At 52.2% G+C, this 24,301-nt stretch carries 25 protein-coding genes and 1 tRNA gene; 16 read left to right on the top strand and 10 right to left on the bottom strand.

Annotated features, from left to right (window positions below; translation table 11 throughout):
* Positions 1-6: 6 nt before the first annotated feature.
* Genes KO1_RS15950 through KO1_RS15940 form a run of 3 tightly spaced genes read left to right on the top strand, consistent with a single transcriptional unit; the run spans position 7 to position 3,288 of the window.
* Positions 7-1,422 carry an integrating conjugative element protein gene (locus KO1_RS15950; protein ID WP_064407011.1) on the top strand — a complete coding sequence of 472 codons (1,416 nt, stop codon included), beginning with the start codon at positions 7-9 and terminating at the stop codon, positions 1,420-1,422.
* A gap of 1 nt (position 1,423) precedes the next feature.
* Entirely contained in the window at positions 1,424-1,756 is a 333-nt protein-coding gene (locus tag KO1_RS15945) for a hypothetical protein (RefSeq protein WP_064407010.1), read from the top strand.
* A complete protein-coding gene (locus KO1_RS15940; RefSeq protein WP_064407009.1) occupies positions 1,756-3,288 on the top strand; it encodes a conjugal transfer protein TraG N-terminal domain-containing protein in 1,533 nt (510 codons plus the stop codon). Before KO1_RS15945 ends, KO1_RS15940 begins: the two co-directional genes overlap by 1 nt.
* Positions 3,289-3,322: 34 nt before the next feature.
* On the opposite strand, the gene KO1_RS15935 is transcribed toward KO1_RS15940, so the two are convergent.
* Together KO1_RS15935 and KO1_RS15930 are read right to left on the bottom strand one after the other, a co-directional pair.
* Entirely contained in the window at positions 3,323-3,571 is a 249-nt protein-coding gene (locus KO1_RS15935; RefSeq protein ID WP_073971815.1) for a hypothetical protein, read from the bottom strand.
* A 22-nt stretch (positions 3,572-3,593) separates the two neighbouring features.
* A complete protein-coding gene (locus KO1_RS15930) occupies positions 3,594-4,100 on the bottom strand; it encodes a cold shock domain-containing protein (RefSeq protein WP_077265625.1) in 507 nt (168 codons plus the stop codon).
* A gap of 1,031 nt (positions 4,101-5,131) precedes the next feature.
* Between KO1_RS15930 and KO1_RS15925 the strand changes: the two genes are divergently transcribed.
* From KO1_RS15925 to KO1_RS15880, 12 genes are all read left to right on the top strand, one after another.
* On the top strand, positions 5,132-6,022 hold the full coding sequence (locus KO1_RS15925) for an integrase domain-containing protein (protein WP_064407008.1): 891 nt from the start codon (positions 5,132-5,134) through the stop codon (positions 6,020-6,022).
* A 313-nt stretch (positions 6,023-6,335) separates the two neighbouring features.
* On the top strand, positions 6,336-6,617 hold the full coding sequence (locus tag KO1_RS15920; RefSeq protein ID WP_064407007.1) for a hypothetical protein: 282 nt from the start codon (positions 6,336-6,338) through the stop codon (positions 6,615-6,617).
* 3 nt (positions 6,618-6,620) lie between these two features.
* Positions 6,621-6,815 (top strand): DUF7706 family protein, encoded by a 195-nt coding sequence (locus KO1_RS29005; protein WP_064407006.1) that lies wholly within the window; start codon positions 6,621-6,623, stop codon positions 6,813-6,815.
* Positions 6,816-6,890: 75 nt separating this feature from the next.
* Positions 6,891-7,163 carry a hypothetical protein gene (locus KO1_RS27365; protein WP_224227102.1) on the top strand — a complete coding sequence of 91 codons (273 nt, stop codon included), beginning with the start codon at positions 6,891-6,893 and terminating at the stop codon, positions 7,161-7,163.
* Positions 7,156-7,554, top strand: coding sequence for an antirestriction protein (locus KO1_RS15910; protein WP_064407005.1), 399 nt, complete (start codon positions 7,156-7,158; stop codon positions 7,552-7,554). Before KO1_RS27365 ends, KO1_RS15910 begins: the two co-directional genes overlap by 8 nt.
* A gap of 121 nt (positions 7,555-7,675) precedes the next feature.
* Entirely contained in the window at positions 7,676-8,014 is a 339-nt protein-coding gene (locus tag KO1_RS15905) for a hypothetical protein (RefSeq protein WP_064407004.1), read from the top strand.
* Between the two features lie 76 nt (positions 8,015-8,090).
* Positions 8,091-9,026 (top strand): ArdC family protein, encoded by a 936-nt coding sequence (locus tag KO1_RS15900; RefSeq protein WP_064407003.1) that lies wholly within the window; start codon positions 8,091-8,093, stop codon positions 9,024-9,026.
* Positions 9,027-9,259: 233 nt separating this feature from the next.
* On the top strand, positions 9,260-10,102 hold the full coding sequence (locus KO1_RS15895) for a 3'-5' exonuclease (RefSeq protein ID WP_064407043.1): 843 nt from the start codon (positions 9,260-9,262) through the stop codon (positions 10,100-10,102).
* Between the two features lie 131 nt (positions 10,103-10,233).
* Positions 10,234-10,458, top strand: a complete 225-nt coding sequence (locus KO1_RS27360; RefSeq protein WP_073971817.1) for a hypothetical protein — start codon at positions 10,234-10,236, stop codon at positions 10,456-10,458.
* A gap of 9 nt (positions 10,459-10,467) precedes the next feature.
* A complete protein-coding gene (locus KO1_RS15890) occupies positions 10,468-11,337 on the top strand; it encodes a hypothetical protein (RefSeq protein ID WP_045857036.1) in 870 nt (289 codons plus the stop codon).
* A 95-nt stretch (positions 11,338-11,432) separates the two neighbouring features.
* Positions 11,433-12,824 (top strand): TraI domain-containing protein, encoded by a 1,392-nt coding sequence (locus KO1_RS15885; RefSeq protein ID WP_064407002.1) that lies wholly within the window; start codon positions 11,433-11,435, stop codon positions 12,822-12,824.
* A gap of 10 nt (positions 12,825-12,834) precedes the next feature.
* Positions 12,835-13,797, top strand: coding sequence for a tyrosine-type recombinase/integrase (locus KO1_RS15880; protein ID WP_064407001.1), 963 nt, complete (start codon positions 12,835-12,837; stop codon positions 13,795-13,797).
* Positions 13,798-14,018: 221 nt separating this feature from the next.
* On the opposite strand, the gene KO1_RS15875 is transcribed toward KO1_RS15880, so the two are convergent.
* The 7 genes from KO1_RS15875 to aspA form a co-directional block, all read right to left on the bottom strand.
* Positions 14,019-14,094, bottom strand: a tRNA-Phe gene (locus KO1_RS15875).
* A gap of 115 nt (positions 14,095-14,209) precedes the next feature.
* Positions 14,210-16,300 (bottom strand): DUF1176 domain-containing protein, encoded by a 2,091-nt coding sequence (locus tag KO1_RS15870; RefSeq protein WP_049593768.1) that lies wholly within the window; start codon positions 16,298-16,300, stop codon positions 14,210-14,212.
* 68 nt (positions 16,301-16,368) lie between these two features.
* A complete protein-coding gene (locus KO1_RS15865; protein ID WP_048257700.1) occupies positions 16,369-16,944 on the bottom strand; it encodes a transcriptional regulator in 576 nt (191 codons plus the stop codon).
* Positions 16,945-16,985: 41 nt separating this feature from the next.
* Positions 16,986-18,746, bottom strand: a complete 1,761-nt coding sequence (locus KO1_RS15860) for a protein-disulfide reductase DsbD (RefSeq protein WP_064356155.1) — start codon at positions 18,744-18,746, stop codon at positions 16,986-16,988.
* A complete protein-coding gene (gene cutA / locus KO1_RS15855; RefSeq protein WP_004109254.1) occupies positions 18,722-19,045 on the bottom strand; it encodes a divalent cation tolerance protein CutA in 324 nt (107 codons plus the stop codon). Before cutA ends, KO1_RS15860 begins: the two co-directional genes overlap by 25 nt.
* A 94-nt stretch (positions 19,046-19,139) precedes the next feature.
* Positions 19,140-20,441, bottom strand: a complete 1,302-nt coding sequence (locus KO1_RS15850; RefSeq protein WP_004109251.1) for an anaerobic C4-dicarboxylate transporter — start codon at positions 20,439-20,441, stop codon at positions 19,140-19,142.
* Between the two features lie 118 nt (positions 20,442-20,559).
* A complete protein-coding gene (aspA, locus tag KO1_RS15845; protein ID WP_004109248.1) occupies positions 20,560-21,996 on the bottom strand; it encodes an aspartate ammonia-lyase in 1,437 nt (478 codons plus the stop codon).
* 338 nt (positions 21,997-22,334) lie between these two features.
* On the opposite strand from aspA, the gene KO1_RS15840 reads away from it, so the two are divergent.
* Positions 22,335-22,811, top strand: coding sequence for an FxsA family protein (locus KO1_RS15840; RefSeq protein ID WP_004109245.1), 477 nt, complete (start codon positions 22,335-22,337; stop codon positions 22,809-22,811).
* Positions 22,812-22,833: 22 nt separating this feature from the next.
* On the opposite strand, the gene yjeH is transcribed toward KO1_RS15840, so the two are convergent.
* Positions 22,834-24,093: an L-methionine/branched-chain amino acid transporter gene (yjeH, locus tag KO1_RS15835; RefSeq protein WP_004117327.1), complete on the bottom strand. Its 1,260-nt coding sequence runs from the start codon at positions 24,091-24,093 to the stop codon at positions 22,834-22,836.
* Between the last annotated feature and the right edge of the window lie 208 nt (positions 24,094-24,301).

Here is a 24,301-nt window from a genome sequence, read left to right as displayed (position 1 = left end):
GTGAATATGACCAATAAATACGTGTTTTGCACAAGTGTTCTGATGGGATGCCTTGCGCTGAGCCTTCCGGCCCGGGCGGTTTTCGATCTGGATAATGATGTGATTAGCTCCGATACCAGCAAAGGGCTGAAAGGTGCGGTTAACGATAATCTCTTTTACACCATCGGCGGTGGAACAGTGATATCGCAGCCGCCCAGCAACAACAATATGGAAAAACTGGGCATGGGGATTAGCTGGAACAGCGATCTGATGTGCGGCAATTTTGATATTAATACCACCGTTAAAAATCAGCTTAATGGCGTAACCAGCGGCTTTAAAGACATGATGAGTAACGTGATCAGCAGCGCTACTGGCGCAGTGGCCAGCCTGCCTGCGATGATCATTCAGCGGGCAAATCCGGGCTTGTATGAACTGCTGACCAACGGTGTGCTTCAGGCCAATGTCTCATTTGATAAAGCCCAGCTCAATTGCCAGAGCATGTCAAAGAAAATGGCGGACTATGCGTATTCCAGCCTGTGGACGCAGGCGGCAATCGGGGAGGAGTTCAAGAATATCGTCTCCACGACGCCGGATGCGGTGGCTGCGGATAACCAGCTAAAAACGTCCACCGGCAAAGAAGGTGTTAAATGGATTGGCGGGCAGAAGCGCGGCGGTAGCGGCCAGCCTGCTATCAAACCGACTCATGACCTGGCGAAAGCCGGATTTAACATTCTCAATAAGCAGCCTGTCACCAGCAGTGGTGGCGTCAGCGGTTCATCTTGTAACGGCTCTCTGTGTAAGAAGTACAAAACCAGCGAAGAAGCGGCGGAAGCCGTTGTTAAGGTGTTGGGCGACAGGGCGATTCGGACCTGTTCCGAGGCCAGCGATTGCAGCAGTGGCGGAGTGGAAAACGAACCTGGTGCATCAACTGCCGGCGTCGGTTTTTCGCCGATGCTGGAAGAGACCACGCAGGAGAATCAGGAAATCCTTGTGAAGCTGGTCAACGGAAACCTGACGCCCAATGCAACTAATCTGGCGACGCTGAAAACAGGGGATATGGTCGTATCTCGCGGTGTTATTCAGGCACTGAAGGATGACCCGGATAATGCTGCGCTGGTACAGCGTCTTGCCAGCGAGCTGGCTATGTCAGAAACCATCTCTACAGCGCTCGGGATGCGTCGGATGCTGATGGCCGGTCAGTCAGAGCCGAATGCTGCGGATCAGACAATGGCGCTTAACGAGTCCGACCGACGTCTGGAGTTCCTCGACCGTGAGGTGATGGCGCTGAAAAATGAAATGGAGATCCGCAAGGCAATTAGCAACAACTCTATTCTTGTTGCACTGACGCGACAGGAAAGCCGCGAGGCCGATCATGGCCTGCGTCAGCCGGTGCAGCAGAATGATGACGCCATGCAGAATCTGAACCAGAAGGTGGAGGAATAATATGGATGTTATTCGTAAGCCGCTCTGGCAGCGGATATTGCGGGCTTCACTGATCTGTATTGTTGCCATCCTGGCCTTTGGGGGCTTTAGTTTCGCGTTATTGCACTTCGTGGGTAGTGAAGCAGAACTGAAAGCGTGGCTGCTCCGGATAAAAACGCCGCTCCTGTTCTGGCGGCTGGCGCTGTATACGGCCATCACATTTTTCTGGCTGCACCGTGTCCGGAGCTATTTCCTGCGTCACTGTACCCGGCATTTTCAGGTCTGGCGGCTGGAAATCATGACGGTTTGCCTGTTCGTAATGATTGAAATCACCAGCTTGCGTTGGGGGATGTGATGACGGCTGACAGCTATCTGGAAATGGTGCTGGTCCTGATGGGCTGGCTCATCAACAACGCGTTGTGGATGATAATTACCACCACAGGGATTTTTGCTATTCCGCTGGCGTTTAAAATTGCCGGTGTCTGGCTAAAGGTTCGGGAAGAGGGGGATGATGAAGGGAATAAAGGGGCGCTGGCGCTGCCGCGAATGGAGCACGTTCTGTATGTCGCGTTTGTGATGATCATGTTCTGTGCGATGCCGATGCAGGATATCGATATCACAACGATGAAATTCGATCGTACCCGTTCTTCCCAATGTGGCGTGAATGTACCTAAACCGAATGAATCCGGCTATGGGCCGCTGATTGCAGAATTCAACGGCCAGACGGCAAAAATCCCGGCGTGGTGGTATCTGGTGCATTCGCTATCCAAAGGGGTGACGCACGCGGCCATCGCCTCAATCCCCTGCGGGAATGATTTTCGGTTGTTACGTTTTGAGGTTCAACACACTAAGTTAATTGATCCTATTATCCGGGAGGAAGTACAGGAGTTTGCCAGCCAGTGCTATGCGAAGTCGTATTACAAGCTGAAAAATGTGAATACAAGCTTGCCTGCAAAGACAGTAGATTCAGTTAACTGGATCGGTTCTGATTATTTTCTGAATACCGGAGGATATTACGACTATTACACCTCAACGATGCCCCGGGCTGCGTGGCCTTATAGCGAAAGCCGTGACAGTGGTTACCCCAACGTTGGCCGTGGCGGTTATCCGACCTGCAAAGAGTGGTGGAGCGCATCGAGTAAGGGGCTGAAAAGCCGCCTGCTGGAGAGCTTCGATAAACGCACGGTTAATATGATGAAGGCAAAGTATCCAGGGAACTGGGAAGAAAGCCTGTTGCGCTGGCTGGTGAGTCCGCAGAACACGCACTTGTCCGGAGGGGGAGATACTTACATGATGGGGAATCAGCAGGGGCAGGGAACGGGCATCGATACCGGCATTAAGCAGGCGCTGAGCGGTCTTGGTGCGCTTTCTGCTCAGACAACTCAGCTTCCGGCATTTGATGCCCTAAGGCAGGCGCTGCCGATGGTTCACGCGGTTTTGCTGATGGCTATCGTGGTTTGTATCCCACTGGTCATGTTGTTCGGGGCTTACGATCCGAAGGTGGTGGTCACCATTACTTTTGCGATGTTTGCGCTGATATTTGTCCCGTTCTGGTGGGAGCTTGGCGGCTGGCTGGATGACAAACTCATCGAGCTGATGTACGCCAGCTATAAGGGATATACGAACAGCTTCAATAACTGGCTTGCCAGTACCGGCTCGGATGGCTGGATAATGAATCTGGTGCTGGGGGCGATGTATGTGATGTTGCCTATGTTTTGGTTTGGGGCCGTTGGATGGAGTGGTGCGCAGATAGGTGCTGTTGTTTCATCGACTATTGCAAAAGCTTCGGAAGGATCGCAACAAGCAGGGGCTAAAGGTCCTGGCGTAGCAGGTGAAGTAGTTAAAACTGTTGCTACGAAGGGCGCTTCAGCAGGGAAAAATAAATAAAACTACACAGGTAGTCGATTTACTCTACTACCTGTTATTCATCATCAAAGTGCTTTAATTTTTGGTCATTGCTATCGTAATATCCCGGCCCACTATGACCATTACGAAAACCAGAGTGATAGTCTTCTGAATCAGTTGTTGAGGTATTGGAGTTGGAAGTTTTACTTCCAACAGAAACAATAGCAACAACGATAGAAAAGATTATTTTTATGGCTTCGGTTAATCCATTGAAAATTATAGTCCAGATATCTGATTGTTTGGGTGGCTTATTTTCATTTTCCATATAAATATTTCCTTTTAATACGTTATAAAAATTCCTTTACACCTTTTAATAAACCACTTACTAAAATTATTATTGAAAAAACAACGGAAAGCAAAAAGACTATAAAGCTGAGTCTGCTTGCTTCTTTTGATTTCCGTTTTTTCTCAACTAGTTTAATGGTGGTAAAGGATGCTAGTATGGCTAGTGCACATGCAACTGAATAAGTTAGCCACCCAGTAATGTGGTAGTTATTTCTAATTAAAAAAACGCCTAAAACAGCAATGGTTATGCACGTAAATGTATCTTTATATAAATCAAAAATGGTTTTTCTGTAATCAGATGATAGGATTTTAAATGTATTTTCTTTTTTACGTGTGAGGCTGATGTTTTTGGCTTTATTGTCTTCAATATCAAAATAGACATACTGGCCATTTTTAGGAATCAATGTCCCTTTCACATTAGAAATATGAAAGTAATAGTCGTTATTGGCTTTATCAGTAATAAATCCATATCCTTGCTCTTCACTGAACCACTTAACGATGCCATCCATTGCTATATCCTTATAACTTTCATAATAAACTGAGACTAATAGATGACGAAAATTAATGCAACACCTTGCAGAATTTCATAGAAAGATTTATTCTCCGGGCGTTACACCGTTGTCTCCGACAACAGCCAATGCTTCAGCGCAATCGGAACTGCGCCAGCGATTTGAGAGAAGCGCCTTCGGGTGATCGCAAGCCAATATCATAGGGAAAGAAGCGCGGCCTGAGACTGATGCCTTCGGGTGGCCGCAGCCAAAATTGTCGTAATCTGAGAGACGATGCCTTCGGGCGATAACACCGTTTAACCTTTGAGAACGGTGATCGCAAACGCGATAAAGGTACACTTCAACGCAGGGCAACAAAGTCTGCCCGACATCCTTAAAGCTGTTTTTCCTTTGGGCTTACGTCCAGCTTATCCTGGCAACATTTGCGGCTCGTTGCTATGCCAATTGGAACATTTGGCATCTGCAAGAGCAGCATTTGGCGGCGGGATATGTGCAGCGTCACTTGTGTAAAAGCGTTAGCGATACCAAGTGACGCTGCGCGAAAGGGCACCGTCTTAGCAGACGGAATGCGGTCTTTCAGCACTCTGTACAGTCTGACGCACACGTAGTCACGGTGTTCAGACTGGGGAAATAGCATCTTTAAGCACACTTTTTAACCATAACGTCTTATCACGGAACGCATCCATTCACGGAGAAACCATGAGAGCAGGCGTATCAACTTCAGGAGAAAATTCGACTCGGTATCGATGGCAATGTCAGTGAAAGCTGACGTATGGAGGTAGTCTGACTAACGTCAGGACGGCATACGCCGCGAACAGCTCTGCGAGCTGGGGAACCTCGTAAAAACTCAACATATTGTCACCCCGATGCACAGATACCAGTCGAGACGCAGGAAGCGCAAAACTTAACCGTGCCGTCGGGGCCATATGTATCACTCATGCTCTGTGTGAATATTCAGAATATAGATCGCGCTCGTTTACTTATTTCGGAAGAAGAGCTTGATCTGTATTTTTTAGTGAAGGAGGACAAGTATGTCGAAATTAAGTAAGCAGCTGGTTACACTGGCAAGGCAGGGAGGTGGTGGGTTCAAGACTATCGCGGATCGTTCAAAGATCGCCACCCGTGTGGCGGAGAGAATAGCTAAATTAAATATTCAGATTCGGGATGTGAAACATATAAAAGCCAATCATATTGAGCTGTATGTGAAGAGTCGTCAGGCCGAAGGGATATCTAAAAGAACAATGCAGAATGAGATGGCCGCAATCAGAAATATTCTGACCGTTGCCGGTCGGACAAAACTTGCCGATCCTGGTCATGAGAAATTAAGTAATTCAGCTCTCGGATTATCCGATGCCAGTCGTGACGGTACTAAAGTCGCAATTAGTAGCGAACGCTATCTCGCAGCGTTCGCTTATTCAGATAAGCAAGACGTTGGCGTAGCAGCTGCAATGCAGGTTGCTCGTTGTTTTGGCCTGAGGACAGAAGAAGCGGTGCAATCTGTTAAATCATTAAAAACCTGGCAACGTGCTTTATCACGTGGTGATGATCGTGTCAGAATCGTATTTGGTACAAAAGGAGGACGGCCAAGAGATACGACGGTTATAGATCGCGATAAAATGCTAAGTGCTGTTAATCATGCTCTGAAAGTTGCTGCTGAACAGAATGGTAAGCTGGTTGATAAACCGGATCTGAAATCAGCGATTGATCGTTATCGAAATATTGTCAGAGATGCGGGATTAGTTGGGAAATATGCGCCTCATAGTCTGCGATATGCCTGGGCGGGTGAAGCAATGGAATATCATAAAAGTAAAGGAATGAGTGACGATGAGGCGAAAGCAATGGTGTCTATGGATCTGGGGCACGGTGATGGGCGGGGGCGTTATATTGAACGTGTCTATAATAAACCGGATATCGAGGAATAATTAAACCCACTTGCCTCTGTGGAATATAAGCGATAGCATTTAAACGCTAACCCGTTGTCTCCGACAACAGCCAATGTCCCGGTAATCTGAGAGGGACGCCTTCGGGTGATTACCAGCCAAAATCGTCATGACCTGAGAGACGATGCCTTCGGGCGGTAACGTTGTTTAGCCTTTGAAAACAACGGTCGCTTTCGCGATGAAGGTACACTTCTGACCACAGCGGATTCTCCGCTATCAATATTGTCACTCACCCTAAGGGAACACGCTTCCCACAGGGGATCGGTGTTCCCTTTTTTACGTAAGGAATACACCGATGACGAATCGCTTATCTCTGGCATTTATGCCTGTTTCTATCACGCTCCCGGCCTGGGAACACACTATTGAAGTGTTTGATTTTTCCCAGTGGGAACGTCGGCAATTTGCGCTGATTAAAGCCGCGCAGAATGCCTGGAGCCATCGTTCAGATCCTGATTCTCAGCAGGTGACATTTTCGCTGACGCTATTTGTCCGTCTGGGAGACGAAACCGACAGACGGACGCAAAACTTTGTCGCCAGATATGTTGATGATGTGCTGGTTGTAACCCTGGGAGAATAAGAGATGACACTTCAGCTTGAACTGACTGATGACGAAGCTCTGGCATTGTCGCATCTGACTCAAAGTCTGACATGGAACACGATGCGTGACTTTGTCATGACTAACAGCGAATGCGATGAAATGCTTGATGCGGTCCGGAAATTAGAAAGAACGTTGACGGAACACGGCTTCAGGCACCAGTACGGTTGCCTTGCTTAAATCTTAACTTGACCCTTGCGGGGATTGATTTCCCGTCAGGGAGCAATCCCTGCTTTTATTCACAGGGATATCAGTATGACATCGAAATACACTTATCTTCCGGTTGAGGATTATCGCAATACGACTGAGCGATTATTCCGTCAGGCGATTGTTCATTACAGTGCCTGCGTGGGGAATGATGAACGGGCTTCCTGGCGTAGTCAGTCCATTATGGCACTGGAAATCACAGCGGATATCAACTGCAAGCGTGCAACTGAACGTGACCGGCGAAATTTTCTTTCTGCCAGGAAGCGTTTGCAGGAACGCGTTAACAGCGTGCTGGCTTCCGGGGAGATATGTCATGGATAACGTAACGATGATTGACATGCAACCTGTTCCCTTTGGCCTGGTTCTTCTGAAATATCTGCACACTCCACGTCGCGTGGCTCCGTTTTTAGCGTGGGCTAAGCGTCTGGGTGATGATTATGAAGAAACCAGCCGGTGGGAAGGTCGGGCGTTGTCAAACAACGGATTCTATCTTGTCCCCAACTCCCGTCTGACTTATGGCGTCAGCGTGGCTGGGAATGGCTATGAAGGCACCATGACGGCAGAGGCTTTTGGCATCACGCTGTCGTTGTTTGCCCTCGGGCAGATCGCCAATACGACGGAAGAGGACAGCGATATCCTGCTTTACCACGCTTTACGTGATTACGCGTTGGATCACTCTGAATCGGTCGAGATTATGGCCGCGATAGACTGATTTTTTACTTTAGCCCGTGCAGGGATTTTTCTGCCTGATTACATCAATCCATATCGCCCCTACAGGGAACTCGTTTCCCGGTGGGGAGGACGGTTCCTTTTTAATTATTGAGGAACTGACCATGATGACAGACCAGACAAATAGCGTATTTTCTGCTGAAGATTTATGCGAGCTGGCAAAACTTGAAGGTGATTTGTTGGTTGTGGCCGCATTCGAACGTCTGGATATCGGAACACAACCGGATGAGGATAACTTCACGGATAATCAGTGGACGATTGCCAGTCTGGCCCGAACTTTTGCACGGGGATGTGTTGGCGATTTGCCGCGTTATGCGCACCCTTCATGCAAGGCTCTTTTCGATGAGGTTATGGAGCTTGCCAGAACAGTGTGCCCGGGAACCTGGGATCATTTTTTCAAGGTTGGCCTGGATGAATCGTTAGCTATGGCTGCGATGGACTGACTTTTTACTTTAACCCAAACGGGGATTGTTCCCCGTTCGGGAGCCATCCCCGTTTTTTTATTGACGGGAATGGCATATGACGAAGAAAACAACTCACCGTAAATCTGCCCCACGGCAGGATTTATTCCAGACCGTAACCGATAAGATTATTACGGCGCTGGAGAACGGGACGACGCCCTGGCGTAAAGCATGGCAAACCGGAAAAGAGGGTTTGCCTGCTAATGCCATCACTGGTCGGAACTACAGCGGTATTAACGTGATGCTGTTATGGATCGATGCTGCCGATAAGGGATTTTATTCCAATCGCTGGCTGACGTTCAAACAGGCGCTGGATGCCGGTGGTCATGTCCGGAAAGGTGAAAAATCGACGCTGGTGACACTGTTTAAACCGTTCCAGAAAGAGGCAACGGATGACAGCGGCCAGCCGGTGTTTGATGAGAACGGCGAGGTGGTCATGCGGGATCGCTGTTTTATGACCAGCTTCCACCTCTTCAACGTTGAGCAGTGTGAAAACCTGCCCGACAATCTTTATCCGGAAATACCGTTTTTGCCCGACGTGAAGCGTATCACCCGGGCAGAACAGATAGCAGCCTGTAGCGGCGTATCTGTGATACATCGTCATCAGGATCGTGCCTATTACCGCCCGGGTGTTGACCACATTATGATGCCGGAAGCCGCTCAGTTTGATTCGGCGGAAGACTACTACAGTACGCTGTTGCATGAACTGGTGCATTCCACCGGGCACGCTTCGCGACTGGCGCGTGAAGGCATTGTTTCCACTTCGAAGAAGTTCGGCGATCCGGTTTATGGATTTGAGGAGCTGATAGCGGAGATGGGATCGGCATTTCTGTGTGCTGAACTTGGCATTCATGGCGACCTGCAACATGAGAGCTATATTGCCTCGTGGCTGCAAACGCTGAAGGAAGACAACCGCGCTGTATTTCGTGCCGCTCGCTTTGCCCGGGAAGCATTTGAATACCTGGTGTTGCGGGAGCAGGCGCTGGCAGCGTAACCAACTTTACCAACGTTGATTTAATCGACCCGTCACCTCTCAGGGGAAACATTCCCCTGAGGGATGTTTCCTCTTTATTTACGGAAACATCCTTATGGAAAACCACAATTCGCATATAGCGGAATTTATCTTTTTGTTTAACCAGACTGCGCGTTATCACTGCCGATACAAGGTAGTCCGGGGCCTTGGGCAGCAAAAACAACGTTCATTTAAACAAACAGAGGTCAGGGATGATGAATAATGATGATTTAAAAGACCGTCGAAATGCGGCTCTGGTGGAGAATAAATGTTTCACTAAAGGACGGCTTCGTGATGAATTCAGGATGAAACCCGCTCCCGGGGCAGTGCCGGTAAAATGGTATAAAAGCAGTTATGGCGGTAAATATGGAGTTTACAAAATATCTGATTGCATCCCCATGCGCGAAAAACGCCCCCAAACAGAAAAACAGCAGCAGGCGAGTGCCCGGTTGGCGATACAGGCCAAACTGAAAAGCGAAAGAGGGCGATGCGCCGTACAGGCACATAACTGGCTCAGTCAGGAGCCTCTTTTTCTTGATACCGAAACAACAGGACTCGATGCTAAGGCTGAGGCGCTGGAAATCGGCCTGGTAGATGCTTTGGGCTGCGTAGTATATGAGACCCGCTTGAAACCTACCGTGAGTATCAGTCCGGAAGCCTCAGCAGTGCATGGAATTGATGACGTAGCACTGGTCGATGCTCCCTGTTGGTCTGATGTGGCAGAACGACTGCAATTCCATATCGGCCAGCGACCGTTGGTAATTTTCAATGCTAGTTTTGATATACGTATCTTGAAGCAGACGGCGGCAGCGCACAACGATCCTGCTCACTGGCTGGGTTCCCTGACAACTCACTGCGCAATGATGCTTTCTGCCAGGTACTATGGTGCTACCAACCGTTACGGCACCATATCACTAGCCAATGCGGCCAGTCAGGCTGGCTTGACCTGGACCGGGCTGGCACATTCTGCCGTGACCGACGCTGTAATGACGGCACAAGTCGTGAATGCCATTGCTGAATATTACTCTCAGTTGCAGTGTGAAATGCGAGAGTTTTAGGGGGAACGGTTCACTTTTTACCTGAAATGCTCCTGCGGGGGCATTTTTCATTTTTGGGGATAGAGTTTTTGATTGTTCACTTAGCTCATCGGGATATGTTTTCGTTTTTATCCAATAAAAAGGTCTTACTGATGAAAGATAACACTCTTGCTGTAACGCGTACTCATATTGATGTTGACTGCTGTGACAGCAGTGCAGTTTTTGTGCTTGATAATGGTCATGATCATTTCGCCGTTTCCCTTGAAACGATACTCTCATGTCTGAAGGTGGCAGAGGAGCACGGCCATGTACCTGAAATTGGCGCGGACTGGTGGTGTCTTATCGCTAACCATACTGCGCTGGGATACCCGTCATGAGGCATAACAATGGATGTATTCAAAATTTCCGTTGATACACAGCAGGTTCACAAGATTACCCAGGAGAACTTTGATCAGGTTACGAAAAAGCAGGCTCCCTGGTATCAGCCAATTAATGGTCACCAGGGATGGTTTGCGGTTTGCCCGGCTTGTGACAACCCGATCCAGATTATAGGAATGCTTGAGCGTGATGCGCCGTATGGGAAGCACTTCTTCCCGACTGCCGGTGCCGTGGCTGTACCGTTGAAAGGTCGTGTTGATAAGGAAGAATATGAGTGGTGCCCATATGCCAGCAAGAATAAGCATCTAACGAAAGATGATCGGCGAGCGGCGGGTAGTGAACTTGCTGTATTGATAAAACAAACCTTAATTGAGCAATTTGACCGGGTTATTTACCTGTTAGAAAAGGGAACTGGAATGAGGATCTCATTTGCCCTGGCGAAACAGATGCTTGAAGAATACCGTGCGGCTGAAGGCTGGCGCTACAGGGGAGCAACACGGCAGAATATACCTTGGGTATTTGCATACATGATGCAGGCTAAGCGGTTGAGAGGACGGATATTTTTCGATGCAAAATTTACCGAAGAACTCTTAACCAGACGACCAGATTTAACCTGGAATGCCAATGGGCAAATTGATATTAAGGACGATAAAAAATTCTGCGATTTGAGTTTTAGTTTCATCAGACATCGTCGCCATGTTGATCAACATACGTTGTCTGAAAGTATTGAGTTCAATATTGCGAACTCAAAACAGGAAACGGTATGCAAAAGGGAAATTATTTTTGAACACGACTATTTCCTGAAACTGATAAACAGTAAAAATGAAGCTAACAGGAAAATGAACCTTGTTGATCTTGCCAGAAGCGTGCTGGCCTGACAGGTTAAAAGTTCGAAATCGAATTGTGAGTTGTTGATTGCCCAATGAGAACCAGCGTTTAACGTAGCGGAATTTCCACTTAACAGGCTTCTGCTATGTTGAATCTGAAATCTTTTCTCCGTCCGGGGCGTTCACGCCCGGATGCTCCGCCGACCGTTAAGGCGATAGAACCCTCTTTGCCTCCTGGCTACTTTCTGCCCATGACTGCCAGCGAACTGCTGGTGACAACCCGGCGTCAGCAGTGGCTGCAATCGCTCTGGGATTATTCCTCCCTGCCGAAAGACATGTATCGACAGTATTACCTTGCTCCGCTGGAGCATTGCATGGCGCTGATGCAGCAATTTCCTCTTACGGAAAGTGGGCCGTATGCCCGTCCCGGAGGGATGGCTGACTATATGCTGGAAACGGTGTCGTATGCGGCGCGATTGTCGAAAAGTTACATGTTGCCGGTTGGCGCACCGCCAGAAGAACAGGCGGCGCAAAGCGCGGCCTGGAATGCGGTGGTGGTCTATGCGGCAATGTTGCATTCGCTTGAATATCTTTGCCATCTTCACGTCGAGCTGGAGAACGGCAAACGCTGGTTTCCGCTACTGGATACGCCTCCGGAACCTTATCGCTTTCGTTTTGCGCCGGAACCGTCTCCGGAACGGTTGCAGAGTTTTGGTGCCATGCTGGCATGGAAGGTTATTCCTCCTGAAGCGATTGTCTGGCTGAGCAGCTGGCCAGAGGCCATCAAGACCCTGTCAACGTACCTGACTGGCTTCCGGGCGCAGTCGGGTGTGGTCAACGCTATTGTAACGGAAGCTATTCGCCTCACTGCCGGAGCGCCAGAAAGTGAGGCACTGGTTGCACCGGCCACAATAGTTCCGGTTCAGGCTGAACCATTGCAGGGTGGCACGTTGCTGTCCGGGCTATCTGATGATACGACGGAGCTGGTTGCGTCGTATTCCGAAGAGGAAATCCTTTCGGTAGCGGAACCTGCTCCTGTGTCGGATGCTGACCTGATATTCCCGGATGAGCAGCAAGAGCCGGATGATACTGACGCGTTGCTGGCAATGATGGGCTTCGCCAGCGTTGATGCAGCAGAAATCGGAGAAATCCCGCCATCGGCCGAGTTGAACGATCCCGGAGAGGTATTCTGGCAATGGCTGGTCACGGGATGCCGTTCCGGTAGTCTGATTCCGAACAAGCCTGAAGGGCGGATTCATCTGGTCGCCGGTTACGTGTTTCTGCGTGCGCCGGGGATTTTTCACCAGTATCTGACGGAGACGAACGCGCCAGGAGAGGATAAAGCCAGGCTTCAGAAAGCATTTGAGAGACTGGGGCATCATCGGCAGGACAATGGCACGATGTATACCTGCCAGTTGTACCAGAATGAACAACGGGAAGGGCGCTTTCAGAAACTGAGTGGCTATCTGATACTTGCCAGTAAGATTTTTACGGGCGATAACAATCCTGGGGATAACCCGTTACTGATTGTTATATAAGGATATTCTAATGAATGATGTCTCCTTTGGGCTTCTTACTGAACAGTATTTTTACAGCAAATCATTACGACCGGCGACGGAGTGGAGCTACCAGAAAGTGGTTCGCTCATTTGAAGGGTTCACATCGTTTAACCCGACTAAGATCGATCACCTGACGGTGTTGAAATGGCGTCATACGGTGCTGAACGACCAGAATTGTGCGACCCGGACGTGGAACAACAAAGTTGCGCATATGAGGGCGCTGTTTAATTTCGGCATTAAGCAGGGATTGTTGCCGCAGGCCGAAAATCCTTTTAACGGCGCGGTTGTTCGCCCGGGCACGAAAAAGAAGAAGACGCTGACACAGACGCAAATGGACGCGATGTACCGGCTGATGGAGCAGTATTTGGAAACAGAGGGAAGGCAGGGGAACAGCAGTATGTTCAACTGTCGCAGAAATGCGCTACTCCCGGCGTGGTTCTGGCTGACGGTGGTGAATGTGTTTCGTTATACCGCTATCCGACAAAATCAGCTTCTGCATATCCGGCTGGGCGACATTAATCTTGAGGAACGGTGGATTGACCTGAACATCGAGGGGGCGAAAAACCATCGTGAACACCGGGTTCCGATCGTCTCGTCATTGTATCCGTCGCTGGAGGAACTGGTGAGAAAAGCCGGTGAGGCTGGGATGGAGTCGGACGATCAGGTGTTCAATGTGGGCTGGTTCGACCTGATGAGAAAGAGTAAGTATCCGGAGGTGATGAACGAGTACCCGCTGAGAGCGTTCTTTCGCCGTTTATCCCGGGAATGTAAGTTTACGATCACGCCACACCGGTTCCGCCATACGGTGGCAACCCACATGATGAAATCACCTGAGCGCAATTTGTATGCGGTGAAGAAACTGCTGGGTCATGTCAGCATCACATCAACGCTGGAATACATTGATGAAAGTGTTGATAGCCTGCGGGATATACTGGAAACCGAATTGATGTAGTGAGGAAGGCTTCAGGAATGGCGTCAAATACTTACATTATTTGACATTGAAAAGATTTCTTGTAAATATCAGACGCGAAAAAACAGACTTGTTGGAGCAAGTCTGTTTTCCAAGAGCCTTTTTTCAACCACAAGTAACAGCGTTACATCGTGTTTTTACTGGCTCGCCTTCGTGTCCGTCAGGATTGCATCTTGCAAATCTGACCAACCGGCTTTGAATAGTGGTGCCCGGACTCGGAATCGAACCAAGGACACGGGGATTTTCAATCCCCTGCTCTACCGACTGAGCTATCCGGGCAACGGGGCGCATTAAACCGTAATCCGTACGCTCCGTCAATCAAATTTCTCGATTTATCTACCGGTTGCTTAACTTTGCGGCAATTCTGCGTCTGAGCGCGCTATTCTGCGGGAAATTACATCATGCCGTTATCGCCTTCGCGGTTCTTCCAGCCGCTGGTCACTGAGATCGCGTGGCGAAGTCCGGAGATCGCGTAGTCGCCGACGACGTCTTCGTCATCGCGCGGCGAGCTGATGGTAATTTCCGCGTCGACGCCGTGACGGTATGCGCCGTGGTGGCTAAAGATGGTGCCGATAAAACATTTATCATTCAGCCAGACCGGAATATAGGCGACGGTTTCATAAATATAGTTAGACGCCACGCCGCTATAGTAACTTTCCGCATCGTCGGCCGACGTGCCCGGAGGAATAGGGCAGATTGGGGCTTCGCCGTCGCTCTGCGGCTTATCCTTAAGCAGGCTGCTCTGCATCACCTCCAGCGACTTCAGCAGATCCGTTTTTTCCCCGTCGCTTAACGCGGGCGTCAGCGGCTGGCCTTTTTCCGGCGAGCGGATGTCATTGAGAGTGTAGCGATAGCGGATCGTCACCGCGGGCGCGCTACTGCCCGAGGGGGCAAACGGACGCAATAAATAGAGATTATCTTCGCCAAACTGACCGTTGTACCAGAGGGCATAAACCTGGCCATTAATGCGTACCCACTGGCTCCACTGGTTGGCGCCGCGGCCGTTAAGGGAAAAAAGCGCGCCGGGAACCCCTGCGTCAAAATCATCGCCGTTGCCGCTATCGTCGCTGTTGACCGTTTCGAAAGCGTCGTCGTTGCGTTTTAAGACTCCGGTATAGCTAAAGAGTCCGGTGCCGCCGACGTAGCTATCGATAATTAAATCGCGTCTGCCGTCACCGTCGAGATCCACCAGGGTGAAGCTGACTTTGCCGTTTTCGGAGTCGGCGCTGATATCAGACTGGAGAAACGCCTGCCACTCATCATCGCTGATATCGGCGGAAGGTTTGCTCGTCGAGACCAGAGAGTCGTCCGCGTAGGTCAGCGTAAAATGGCTGACCTTGCCGCTGAGGGGAAACTGTTCGGCGATCTTATTCAGATCCAGTTCAGGGTTGACCTTCTGCTCTTTTAACACGGCGTTATACAGCGCTTTCAGCGCATTATTATCGGCTTCTTTTTGCTGCCTGGGGATAACCTGACTGACGAAAGTGGGCAACATCCATGCGCCGCCGGGGGCGATTTCCCGGCAGTCGCCGGTGGTGTATTTCAGGCTCTGAACAAAGGTCCGGCCGTCCCACACGCGCTCTTCTCCGCTGATACAGTCGGCAATACCGCGGCCCTTGTTGAAAAAGGTAAGCACGCCATCGCCATAGCTGGAGGCGTCGGTAGCGATCAGCTGAGGCTGAGTCATAAATGCTTTGTCGACCACCCATATGGCGTAGCCGTCGTTGTAGGCCGCGCGCCAGCAAAGGGCCTGAATCAAGGTGTGGTTTTTATCCAGCGGGGTGGCGGTGAGCTGACGCTCGGAGGCCGGGATGTCGGCGTTTTGCCAGTCGTCGCAATGGCTGTTAAGCACGGGGGTTAGCTGCGGAAGAAGCTTCTGCCGCTGTTTTGCCGTCAGCGTCGCGGCAGCGGCATTGTTAATGACCGGCGCGGCGATGATTTCCGGCGCGGGCGCCGCCGGCAAAACGTTGTCATCGCCGGCATCTCCTTGACGCATCAGCGCATCGGCGGTGCCCAGGCGCTGCTGGAACTCATCCATTTTCAGAAATGCGGCGCTGCTGCCTGCGCTGGACAGCACCTTGCGCTCGCCGTTAATCGCCAGCTCAATTTTGCCGTTATGCTCCAGGGCCTGAATCAGGGCCGACGTCTGGCTATCATCAAAGCGAAAATGGCTCTCGTCGACGGCTTCGAGGGCGCCGTTGTCGCGATCGTCGATGAACAGAGTGACCGTGGCGTCGGGCGGAATATCGCGTTCGGTTTGCGCGAAGGTCGCAACGGCGACGACGTGCTGCGCCGCGCCCGCATTGCGGGTCAGCAGAACGCTGACTTCGCCCATGGTGACGCCATAGCCTGCGGCCCGGCAGGTGCCGGTGTTGTCGCAGGCGAGCTCCCAGTCTTTATGCGCGAAAGAGAAACCTTGCGGAGAGGCTGCCAGAAGCGGTGTCGAACACAGCCCCATAATGGCAGCCCAAAGAAGAGAGCGCATATCAAACCCTGTCAGCATATCGATGAGTGGGGAATTATATGCGCGATGAATCGGTTAAGATATCGGAATCAGGTCAGCGCACCGCCCATCCGGCACTGGGCAAAACGCAAAATATCTTCTGCCAGGCGACGTGCGGTATCGACGTCAGTCTGGCTACGTTTGATCAGCAGGCGGCTCAGGCAACCTTCGATGATCAGCTCCATCTGCTTCGCGACCATCGCCGGATCGTCAACCTCCAGCTGGCTAAGCAGTTCGTGGGTATAGGCCAGAGAAGCCTGCTTCTGCTGCTCGGCCAACTGATGGATCGGGTGCTGAGCGTCCGGGTAAAAAGTACAGGCGGCGATAAACAGGCAGCCGGGATAACGATGGTTGCTAACGCAGGTGGTCAGCGCGGCGTAGCGGGCCAGCAGTTTCTGCTCTGCGCTTAGCGACTCGTCGAGTAAAAGCTGACGGCGCCAGGCATCGACCTGATGGCTAAGATGGCGAAGCGCGTCATAAAGCAGCGCCTCGCGATCGGGCCAGAAACGTTTGAGGTCATTGAGCGGGTAAGCCACGCGCTCGGCGACCATTTCCAGCGTGGTGTTAGCGATACCCTCGATTTCGAGGATTTGGATGGCTTCACCCAGGACTTCTTCACGTTGCACGGTCTTCTCCTCCATTTTCCCTCCTAAAGTGTCGCTCACGGTTATCGATCGCGCAAATGGGCGCTGAATGCCGCGGCATCCATAAACCCGGTGACCCGCTGCGCGGGCTGCTCCTCGCCCTGTTCGTTGAAGAACAGAATCGTGGGGAGGCCAAGCACCCTGAGGTGCTTCAGCAGCGCCGCGTCTTGTGCGCTATTTTTCGTGACATCCACTTGTAGCAGAACGGTCTCTTTCAGGGCCTGTTGAACCTCAGGTGAGGTAAAGGTGTATTTCTCGAACTCTTTGCAGGCCACGCACCAGTCGGCGTAAAGATCGAGCATCACCGGTTTGCCTTTCGCCTGCGCCAGCGCCTGATTGAGCTCATCGACGCTATGGATACGGGAAAACTGGAGATGGGACTGCCGTTGCACGACCGGCGCATCGAAAGCCCAGTCCTGCAGCGGACGGGCGCTGACCAGCGCGGCGCCGAGCATGGCGATTTGTACGAGACGCAGCCAGGGGCGCGTGCCGCCCAGCGAGGTGATAAACGCCCAGCTAAAAAAGGCGACGCCAAGCAGCGACCAAAGCCGCAGGCCCCACAGGTCTCCCAGGATGCGTTCCAGTAAAAATACCGGCAGCGCGAGGATCACGAAGCCAAAGGCGGTTTTCACGTGAGCCATCCACGGGCCGCTTTTCGGCAGCAGGCGGTTGCCAAATACGGTCACCAGGATCAGCGGCAGCCCCATTCCGATCGCGTAGAGGTACAGGGTTCCACCGCCCAGCCACAGATTACCGCTCTGGGCGATATACAGCAGAATGGCGCTCAGCGGCGCGGTGGTACAGGGCGAGCAGATTAATCCGGCAATTGCCCCCATGGCGAATACGCCGCCGGGTGAACCGCCCTGGCGTTTATTGCTCATCAGCGTCAGACGCGTTTGCAGCGACGAAGGCAGCTGGAGCGTAAACAGACCAAACATCGACAGTGCCAGCAGGATAAACACGACCGACAGGCCGATCAGCACATAAGGGTGTTGCAGCGCTGCCTGGAACTGCAGGCCCGCAGCGGCGACGACCAGACCCAGCGCGGTGTAGGTTAACGCCATTCCCTGAACGTAGATAAAGGCCAGCAGCAGCGCACGGGCGGTGGAGAGGCGTTTTTGACCGCCCAGCACGATGCCGGAAATCAGCGGATACATCGGCAGAACGCAGGGGGTAAAGGCGATGCCGATACCAATTAATAGCGCCCAAAGCGCGCTAAAGGGGAGATCGGCGCTGTGGTTGTCCGCGACGGGAGAAGAAAGGTCGGGCGACTCGACCGGCAGCGCCGGGCGCGTTTCCAGCGGCAGCGGCGGGTTCAGCCTGGGTTGCCCGGCGTGCGCATCGTTACTGGAGCGCGCCAGCGCTTTGCCAAGCGGCACGATTTTGGTTTCTGGCGGATAGCAAAAACCCGCATCCGCGCAGCCCTGCCAGGTGACGGTAAGGGTTGCGCCAGCGGCGGCGTGCGTCAGAGTGACCGGGACGGTCAGGCGCTGGCGGTAAATTTCACTTTTACCGTAAAACTCGTCCTCATGCCATTCGCCTGACGGCAGCGAGGGTTCGATAAACGTCGCATCGGCGGAGGTCAGCTTAATCTGTTTGCGGTAAAGATAGTAACCCTCCTTGATTTGCCAGGTCAGATTGAGATCGTGTTGATTCTGCTGAAAATCGAAGGCAAAAGCCTGGTCAGCAGGAACAAAGTTCGAACGACCGGGGGCGTCGAACAGGCCGGCAATGGCCGATGTGCTGCAAAGCAGCAGGATCAGCGTAATGATGCGTTGAGCCATGAGAGGTAATCATTGTCTCCGTGAATAACGGGCAGAACCAAAAGTTCAGGGGTTTGATACGGGTGATGGGACTTCAGACAGTCCAGCAGCGCCTGCTGATGGGCAAGGTCGGTTTTCAGCAGCATTTGCACTTCATACTCCTGCTCCAGTTTTCCTTCCCAGTAATAGAGCGACGTCGCTCCCGGCAGGAGCGTGGCGCAGGCGGCGAGTTTTTCCGCCAATGCTTTGGCCGCCAGGTCCTGGGCGGTCGCTTCATCCGGCGCGGTACAGAGTACAACAACAGCATCAGGCGTAGTCATCGTGAACCTCGTATCAGCGAAAAGAGGCACTATAGCACGCAAGATAGGGAGGATTAACGAAACGGGCCAGGATCTGGCCCGAATTTGAAGAGATTTACAGCATGATGCCGCCAAAAATAAACCCGAGGATCACGCATAGCGTAATGGCGATGACGCCGGGGATCAGGAAGGCGTGGTTGAAGACGTATTTACCGATGCGGGTGGAGCCGGTGTCATCCATTTCGACCGCCGCCAGCAGGGTTGGGTAGGTTGGCAGAACGAACAGCGCAGAGACGGCGGCAAATGAGGCGATGGCGGTGAGAGGGCTTACGCCCAGCATTAGCGCGGCGGGCATCAGCGCCTTGGTGGTGGCTGCCTGGGAATAGAGCAGGGTTGCGGCGAAGAATAGCACGACCGCCAGCAGCCACGGATAGTTGTGCAGCAGGTCGCCTGCTACCGTCTGGATATCGCTGATGTGGGCTTTAACGAAAGTATCCCCCAGCCATGCGACGCCGAGAACGCAAACGCAGGCGCTCATGCCGGATTTAAACGTGCTGGCGTTGAGTACTTCACCGGTGTCGATTTTGCAGGTGATGCTGATCAATGTCGCGATAGTCAGCATAAATACCACGATCGCTTCGTTGCGCGGCAGAACCGGATCTTTAATCAGGCCGACGGTGTCGCTGATGGCGGTGGCGTAAAACATTACCGCGACGATACCAATCAGGAACAGCAGCACAGAGCGTCTGGCGTGCGGCTTAAGCTCGAAAACCTGGCTGCCGCGCAGCTTGACTTCCCCTTTCGCCAGCCGCTCCTGATAAATCGGATCGTCTTTTAGCTCACAGCCGAGGAAGTTACAGACGATGGCGGTGAGCATCACGGCAATCAGGGTAACCGGAATACAGATTGCCAGCAGAGTCAGGTAGCTGACGCCCAGCGGTTCAAGGATGCCGGCAAAAAAGACCACCGCAGCGGAAATCGGCGAGGCGGTGATCGCAATCTGTGAGGCGACCACGGCGATGGAAAGAGGGCGCGAGGGACGAATACCCTGCTCTTTCGCTACTTCGGTGATCACCGGAAGCGTAGAGAAAGCAGTGTGTCCGGTTCCGGCCAGTATGGTCATAAACCAGGTGACCAGCGGGGCGAGAAAGGTGATGTATTTGGGGTGACGTCGCAGCATACGTTCGGCGAGACTGACCAGGTAGTCCATCCCTCCGGCGACCTGCATGGCGGCAATAGCGGCGATAACCGCCATAATGATTTCGATGACGTCGAAGGGGATCGCGCCGGGTTTAATTTGAAAAAAGAGGGTCAGGACGAGGACGCCCAGGCCACCGGCGAAACCGATGCCGATACCCCCGAGTCTGGCTCCCAGATAAATAGCCAGCAGGACAATAACGAGTTCTGCACCAAACATATATGCCTTCCTTGTTTTATTAACAAGTTGATATTGGATTGTTGTAATTTAGTAGATCAATAAGAACAAAAAAGGCATGTCATCGCTGACATGCCCGTGATTAGTTTAACCTGAAACTTTACTGTTCGCTTTCATCAGTATACCGCTTCGCTTTATAGGCCGGATGCATCAGGTTTTGCGCGGAGAAGATATCGTCCAGCTCCGCTGCGGTCAGCAGCCCGCGCTCAAGCACCACGTCTCTGACGCTCTTGCCCGTTTCGGCGCAAATCTTGCCGACGATATCGCCATTGTGGTGGCCGATATACGGGTTGAGGTAGGTGACGATGCCAATGGAGTTGTAGACGTAGCTTTCGCATACCGCTTTGTTGGCGGTGATGCCGCTCACGCATTTTTCCAGCAGGTTGTAGCAGGCGTTAGTCAGAATATGGATAGATTCAAACATCGCCTGGCCAATCACCGGCTCCATCACGTTCAGCTGCAGCTGCCCCGCTTCGGAAGCCATGGTGACGGTTGTATCGTTACCAATCACTTTGAAGCACACCTGATTGACGACCTCGGGGACCACCGGGTTTACCTTGGCTGGCATAATCGAAGAGCCCGCCTGCAGTTCGGGCAGGTTAATTTCGTTCAGGCCGGCGCGCGGGCCGGAAGAGAGCAGGCGCAGGTCGTTACAGATTTTGGACAGTTTTACCGCCAGCCGCTTCAGAGAGCTGTGGACCATCACGTAGGCGCCGCAGTCGGAGGTGGCTTCGATCAGGTCTTCGGCTGGCACAACCGGCAGGTTGCTGACTTCCGCCAGTTTTTGAACTGCCAGCTGCTGATAACCATCCGGAGTGTTCAGGCGGGTGCCGATAGCGGTCGCGCCGAGGTTTACCTCCAGCAGCAGCTCAGCGGTGCGCAGAATGCATTTGGTCTCTTCGTTAAGCAGAACGTTAAACGCGTGGAACTCCTGCCCCAGGGTCATCGGCACCGCGTCCTGCAGCTGGGTACGACCCATTTTCAGAATGTCCTGGAACTCAACGGCCTTTTGCTGGAAACCTTCGCCAAGCTGGTTGATTGCATCGATCAGTTTGAGAATGGAGGCGTAGACCGCGATGCGGAAACCGGTCGGGTAAGCATCGTTAGTGGACTGACATTTGTTAACGTGGTCGTTGGGGTTGAGATACTGATATTCGCCTTTCTGATGGCCCATCAGCTCAAGGCCGATGTTCGCCAGGACTTCGTTGGTGTTCATGTTAACGGAGGTGCCTGCCCCGCCCTGGAACACATCAACCGGGAACTGGTCCATGCACTTGCCGTTATTCAACACCTCATCGCAGGCGGCAATAATGGCGTTGGCGATGCTTTTAGGGATAGTTTGCAGCTCTTTGTTAGCCTGCGCAGCGGCCTTCTTCACCATCACCATTCCGCGGACAAATTCAGGAATGTCGCTGATTTTGTTGTTGCTGATGTAGAAGTTTTCAATCGCTCTCAGAGTATGGACGCCGTAGTAAGCGTCAGCTGGAACTTCCCTGGTGCCCAACAGATCTTCTTCGATACGAATGTTGTTTAACATGTGAACCTTCTCTTTCAAGCTGCCTATGAATTCACCAAATACGCAGAATTTATGGGATCTCGCGCATTTTCTGGCCGCAGATTATTTCCTTAATCGGCCCGGTGCCCACGATCATATGCTGATAATAGCGAATATCAGTCACCCTGATCACTTATTATGTAGTGAATCCTATAAGAATTATTAATCTGTGAAATGAGTCACCGGTTTTCTATTCTTGAAAAAAATAAGCTTTTTTTACGATTGAAAAGTGACGTTTTGGCCCAACATCTTTTCGATGCGAATAGCATATCTATGACTACGGGCGCCGACGCTGGCGCCTGTTAATGAAGGAGACGCCGGTGCGTTGGATTCCGTTAATTGCCGTTTTTTTATACGTTTACATTGAGATATCGATCTTTATCCAGGTCGCCCACGTGCTTGGCGTCCTGCTGACGCTGATTCTGGTGATCTTTAGCTCGGTCGTGGGGATATCGCTGGTAAAAAACCAGGGCTTTAAAAACCTCATGCTGATGCAGCAGAAGATGGCGGCGGGAGAGAGCCCGGCCGCTGAAATGATCAAAAGCGTGTCGCTGATCATCGCCGGTTTGCTGCTGCTTCTGCCGGGATTCTTTACCGATTTCCTGGGGCTGCTGCTGCTGCTGCCTCCGGTGCAGAAGCACCTGACCTTAAAGCTGATGCCGCATTTGCGCTTTAGTCGGATGCCGGGCGGCGGGTTTAGCGCCGGAACCGGTGGCGGCGATACCTTTGAAGGTGAATATCAGCGCAAAGATGACGAGCGCGACCGCCTCGAACATAAAGACGATCGTCGTGATTAACATTTAGCATTGTCCGGGCCGGTCACTCCGGCCTGGTGACTCTCTCCGCGAGCCTGCGCTTTGGTAAAAACAGCCACAGTACCGCCAGCATGATAAACGCGTACAGGCTCTTCCAGCCCACCATCGCCAGCAGCAGCAGGCACAGCACGCTGCCAAACGCCGCTAACACGCGATAACGCCCATGCAGCAAACGGCAGCCCGCCAGCATACACAGCAGATAGATCATAATAAAAATGCCGTTGGCGTAGACGATCAGGGCGTCCAGGTTGATATTGAGCGCGTAAATGCACAAGGCGCTAATCACGCAGCAGCCGAGTACCGCGTTCAGCGCATTGCGCGGAATTTGTCGCGGCGACAGGCGGGCCAGATAGCTCGCAGGCTTATGCTGCGCCTGCGACCACACCAGGCGGGCAAAGCTCTGGATATAGATATTGAGGCTGGCGAAGCAGGCGAGATAGCCGATAACGCAGGCAATCCACAGCGCCTGAACGCCGAACAGGCGTACGACGATATTGGGCAGCGACGCGGCTGCGGCCATCTCCTCACCAAAGGCATGAAAGTGCAGGACCAGCACGGTACAGGCCCAGTAGACCGAACCCGCCAGCAATAAGCCGATCATCAGCGCGCGGGGAAAATCGCGCTCCGGCTGCTTAAACTCAGAGGCCAGATGAGCGAAAGCCTCCAGACCGACAAAACACCAGAACATCACCGAAAGCGCGGAGAAAAGCTGCGAACTATCGATTTCAGCGGGCGCCGGGAAGGGGATCTGCGTGGGGTTGATCCCGCCGCGCCACCAGATAGCGACGATCAGGGCGACAATCAGCACGGCAACCAGCGTTTGTAGATTGGCGCTGGAGCTGGCTCCGCGAGAGCCGACCCACCAGATAATCGCCAGCGTGCCCAGTTCAGCCAGCAGCAGCTGGCTATCGTGCCAGCCAAAAAGTGCCTGACCGAAGCCGGTGGCGATATGCAGGGCCGCGGGTAATCCGACCGGGATCACCGATAAAAAGAGCCAGCCGGTGACGCGCGCCAGACGCGGTCCAAAAGCCATATCCACAAAATGGGCCACGCCGCCGGCGCTGGGAAAGTGCCGACCCAGCGTGGCGAAGACGATAGCGATGGGAAACACCAGTAAAATCAGCGCCGGCCAGGCCCACAGGCTGTTGTCGCCAGCGACCAACGCGGCCAGCGCCGGAACGGCGAAGACGCCGGTTCCCAGTAATGATGTGGAGAGTAACCCCACTCCTTGGGCAAGCCCCAACTCCTGTTTTAAACCACTCATGTTTCAACCCTGCGCCCGGCAAAAAAGGGATGGTATCACAATCGCTTTTGCTTATGACGTCAGGCAACGGCGGCAAATTTGTGTGCGTCTGAGCACGAGGACAAATTTTTTTTTACTTTTCCCCTTGAAGCGCTAAAACCCCACCCCCATCTCTCAGGGCACTAGCCGGAAAACCGTGTGCGGACCGGCGTCATCCATAACTGATAAT

It is taken from the genome of Klebsiella oxytoca NBRC 105695 (assembly GCF_001598695.1).
Lineage (GTDB): Bacteria > Pseudomonadota > Gammaproteobacteria > Enterobacterales > Enterobacteriaceae > Klebsiella > Klebsiella oxytoca.
The sequence above is the reverse complement of the archived record's forward strand: the minus strand, read 5'-3'. Positions and strand labels throughout refer to the sequence as shown.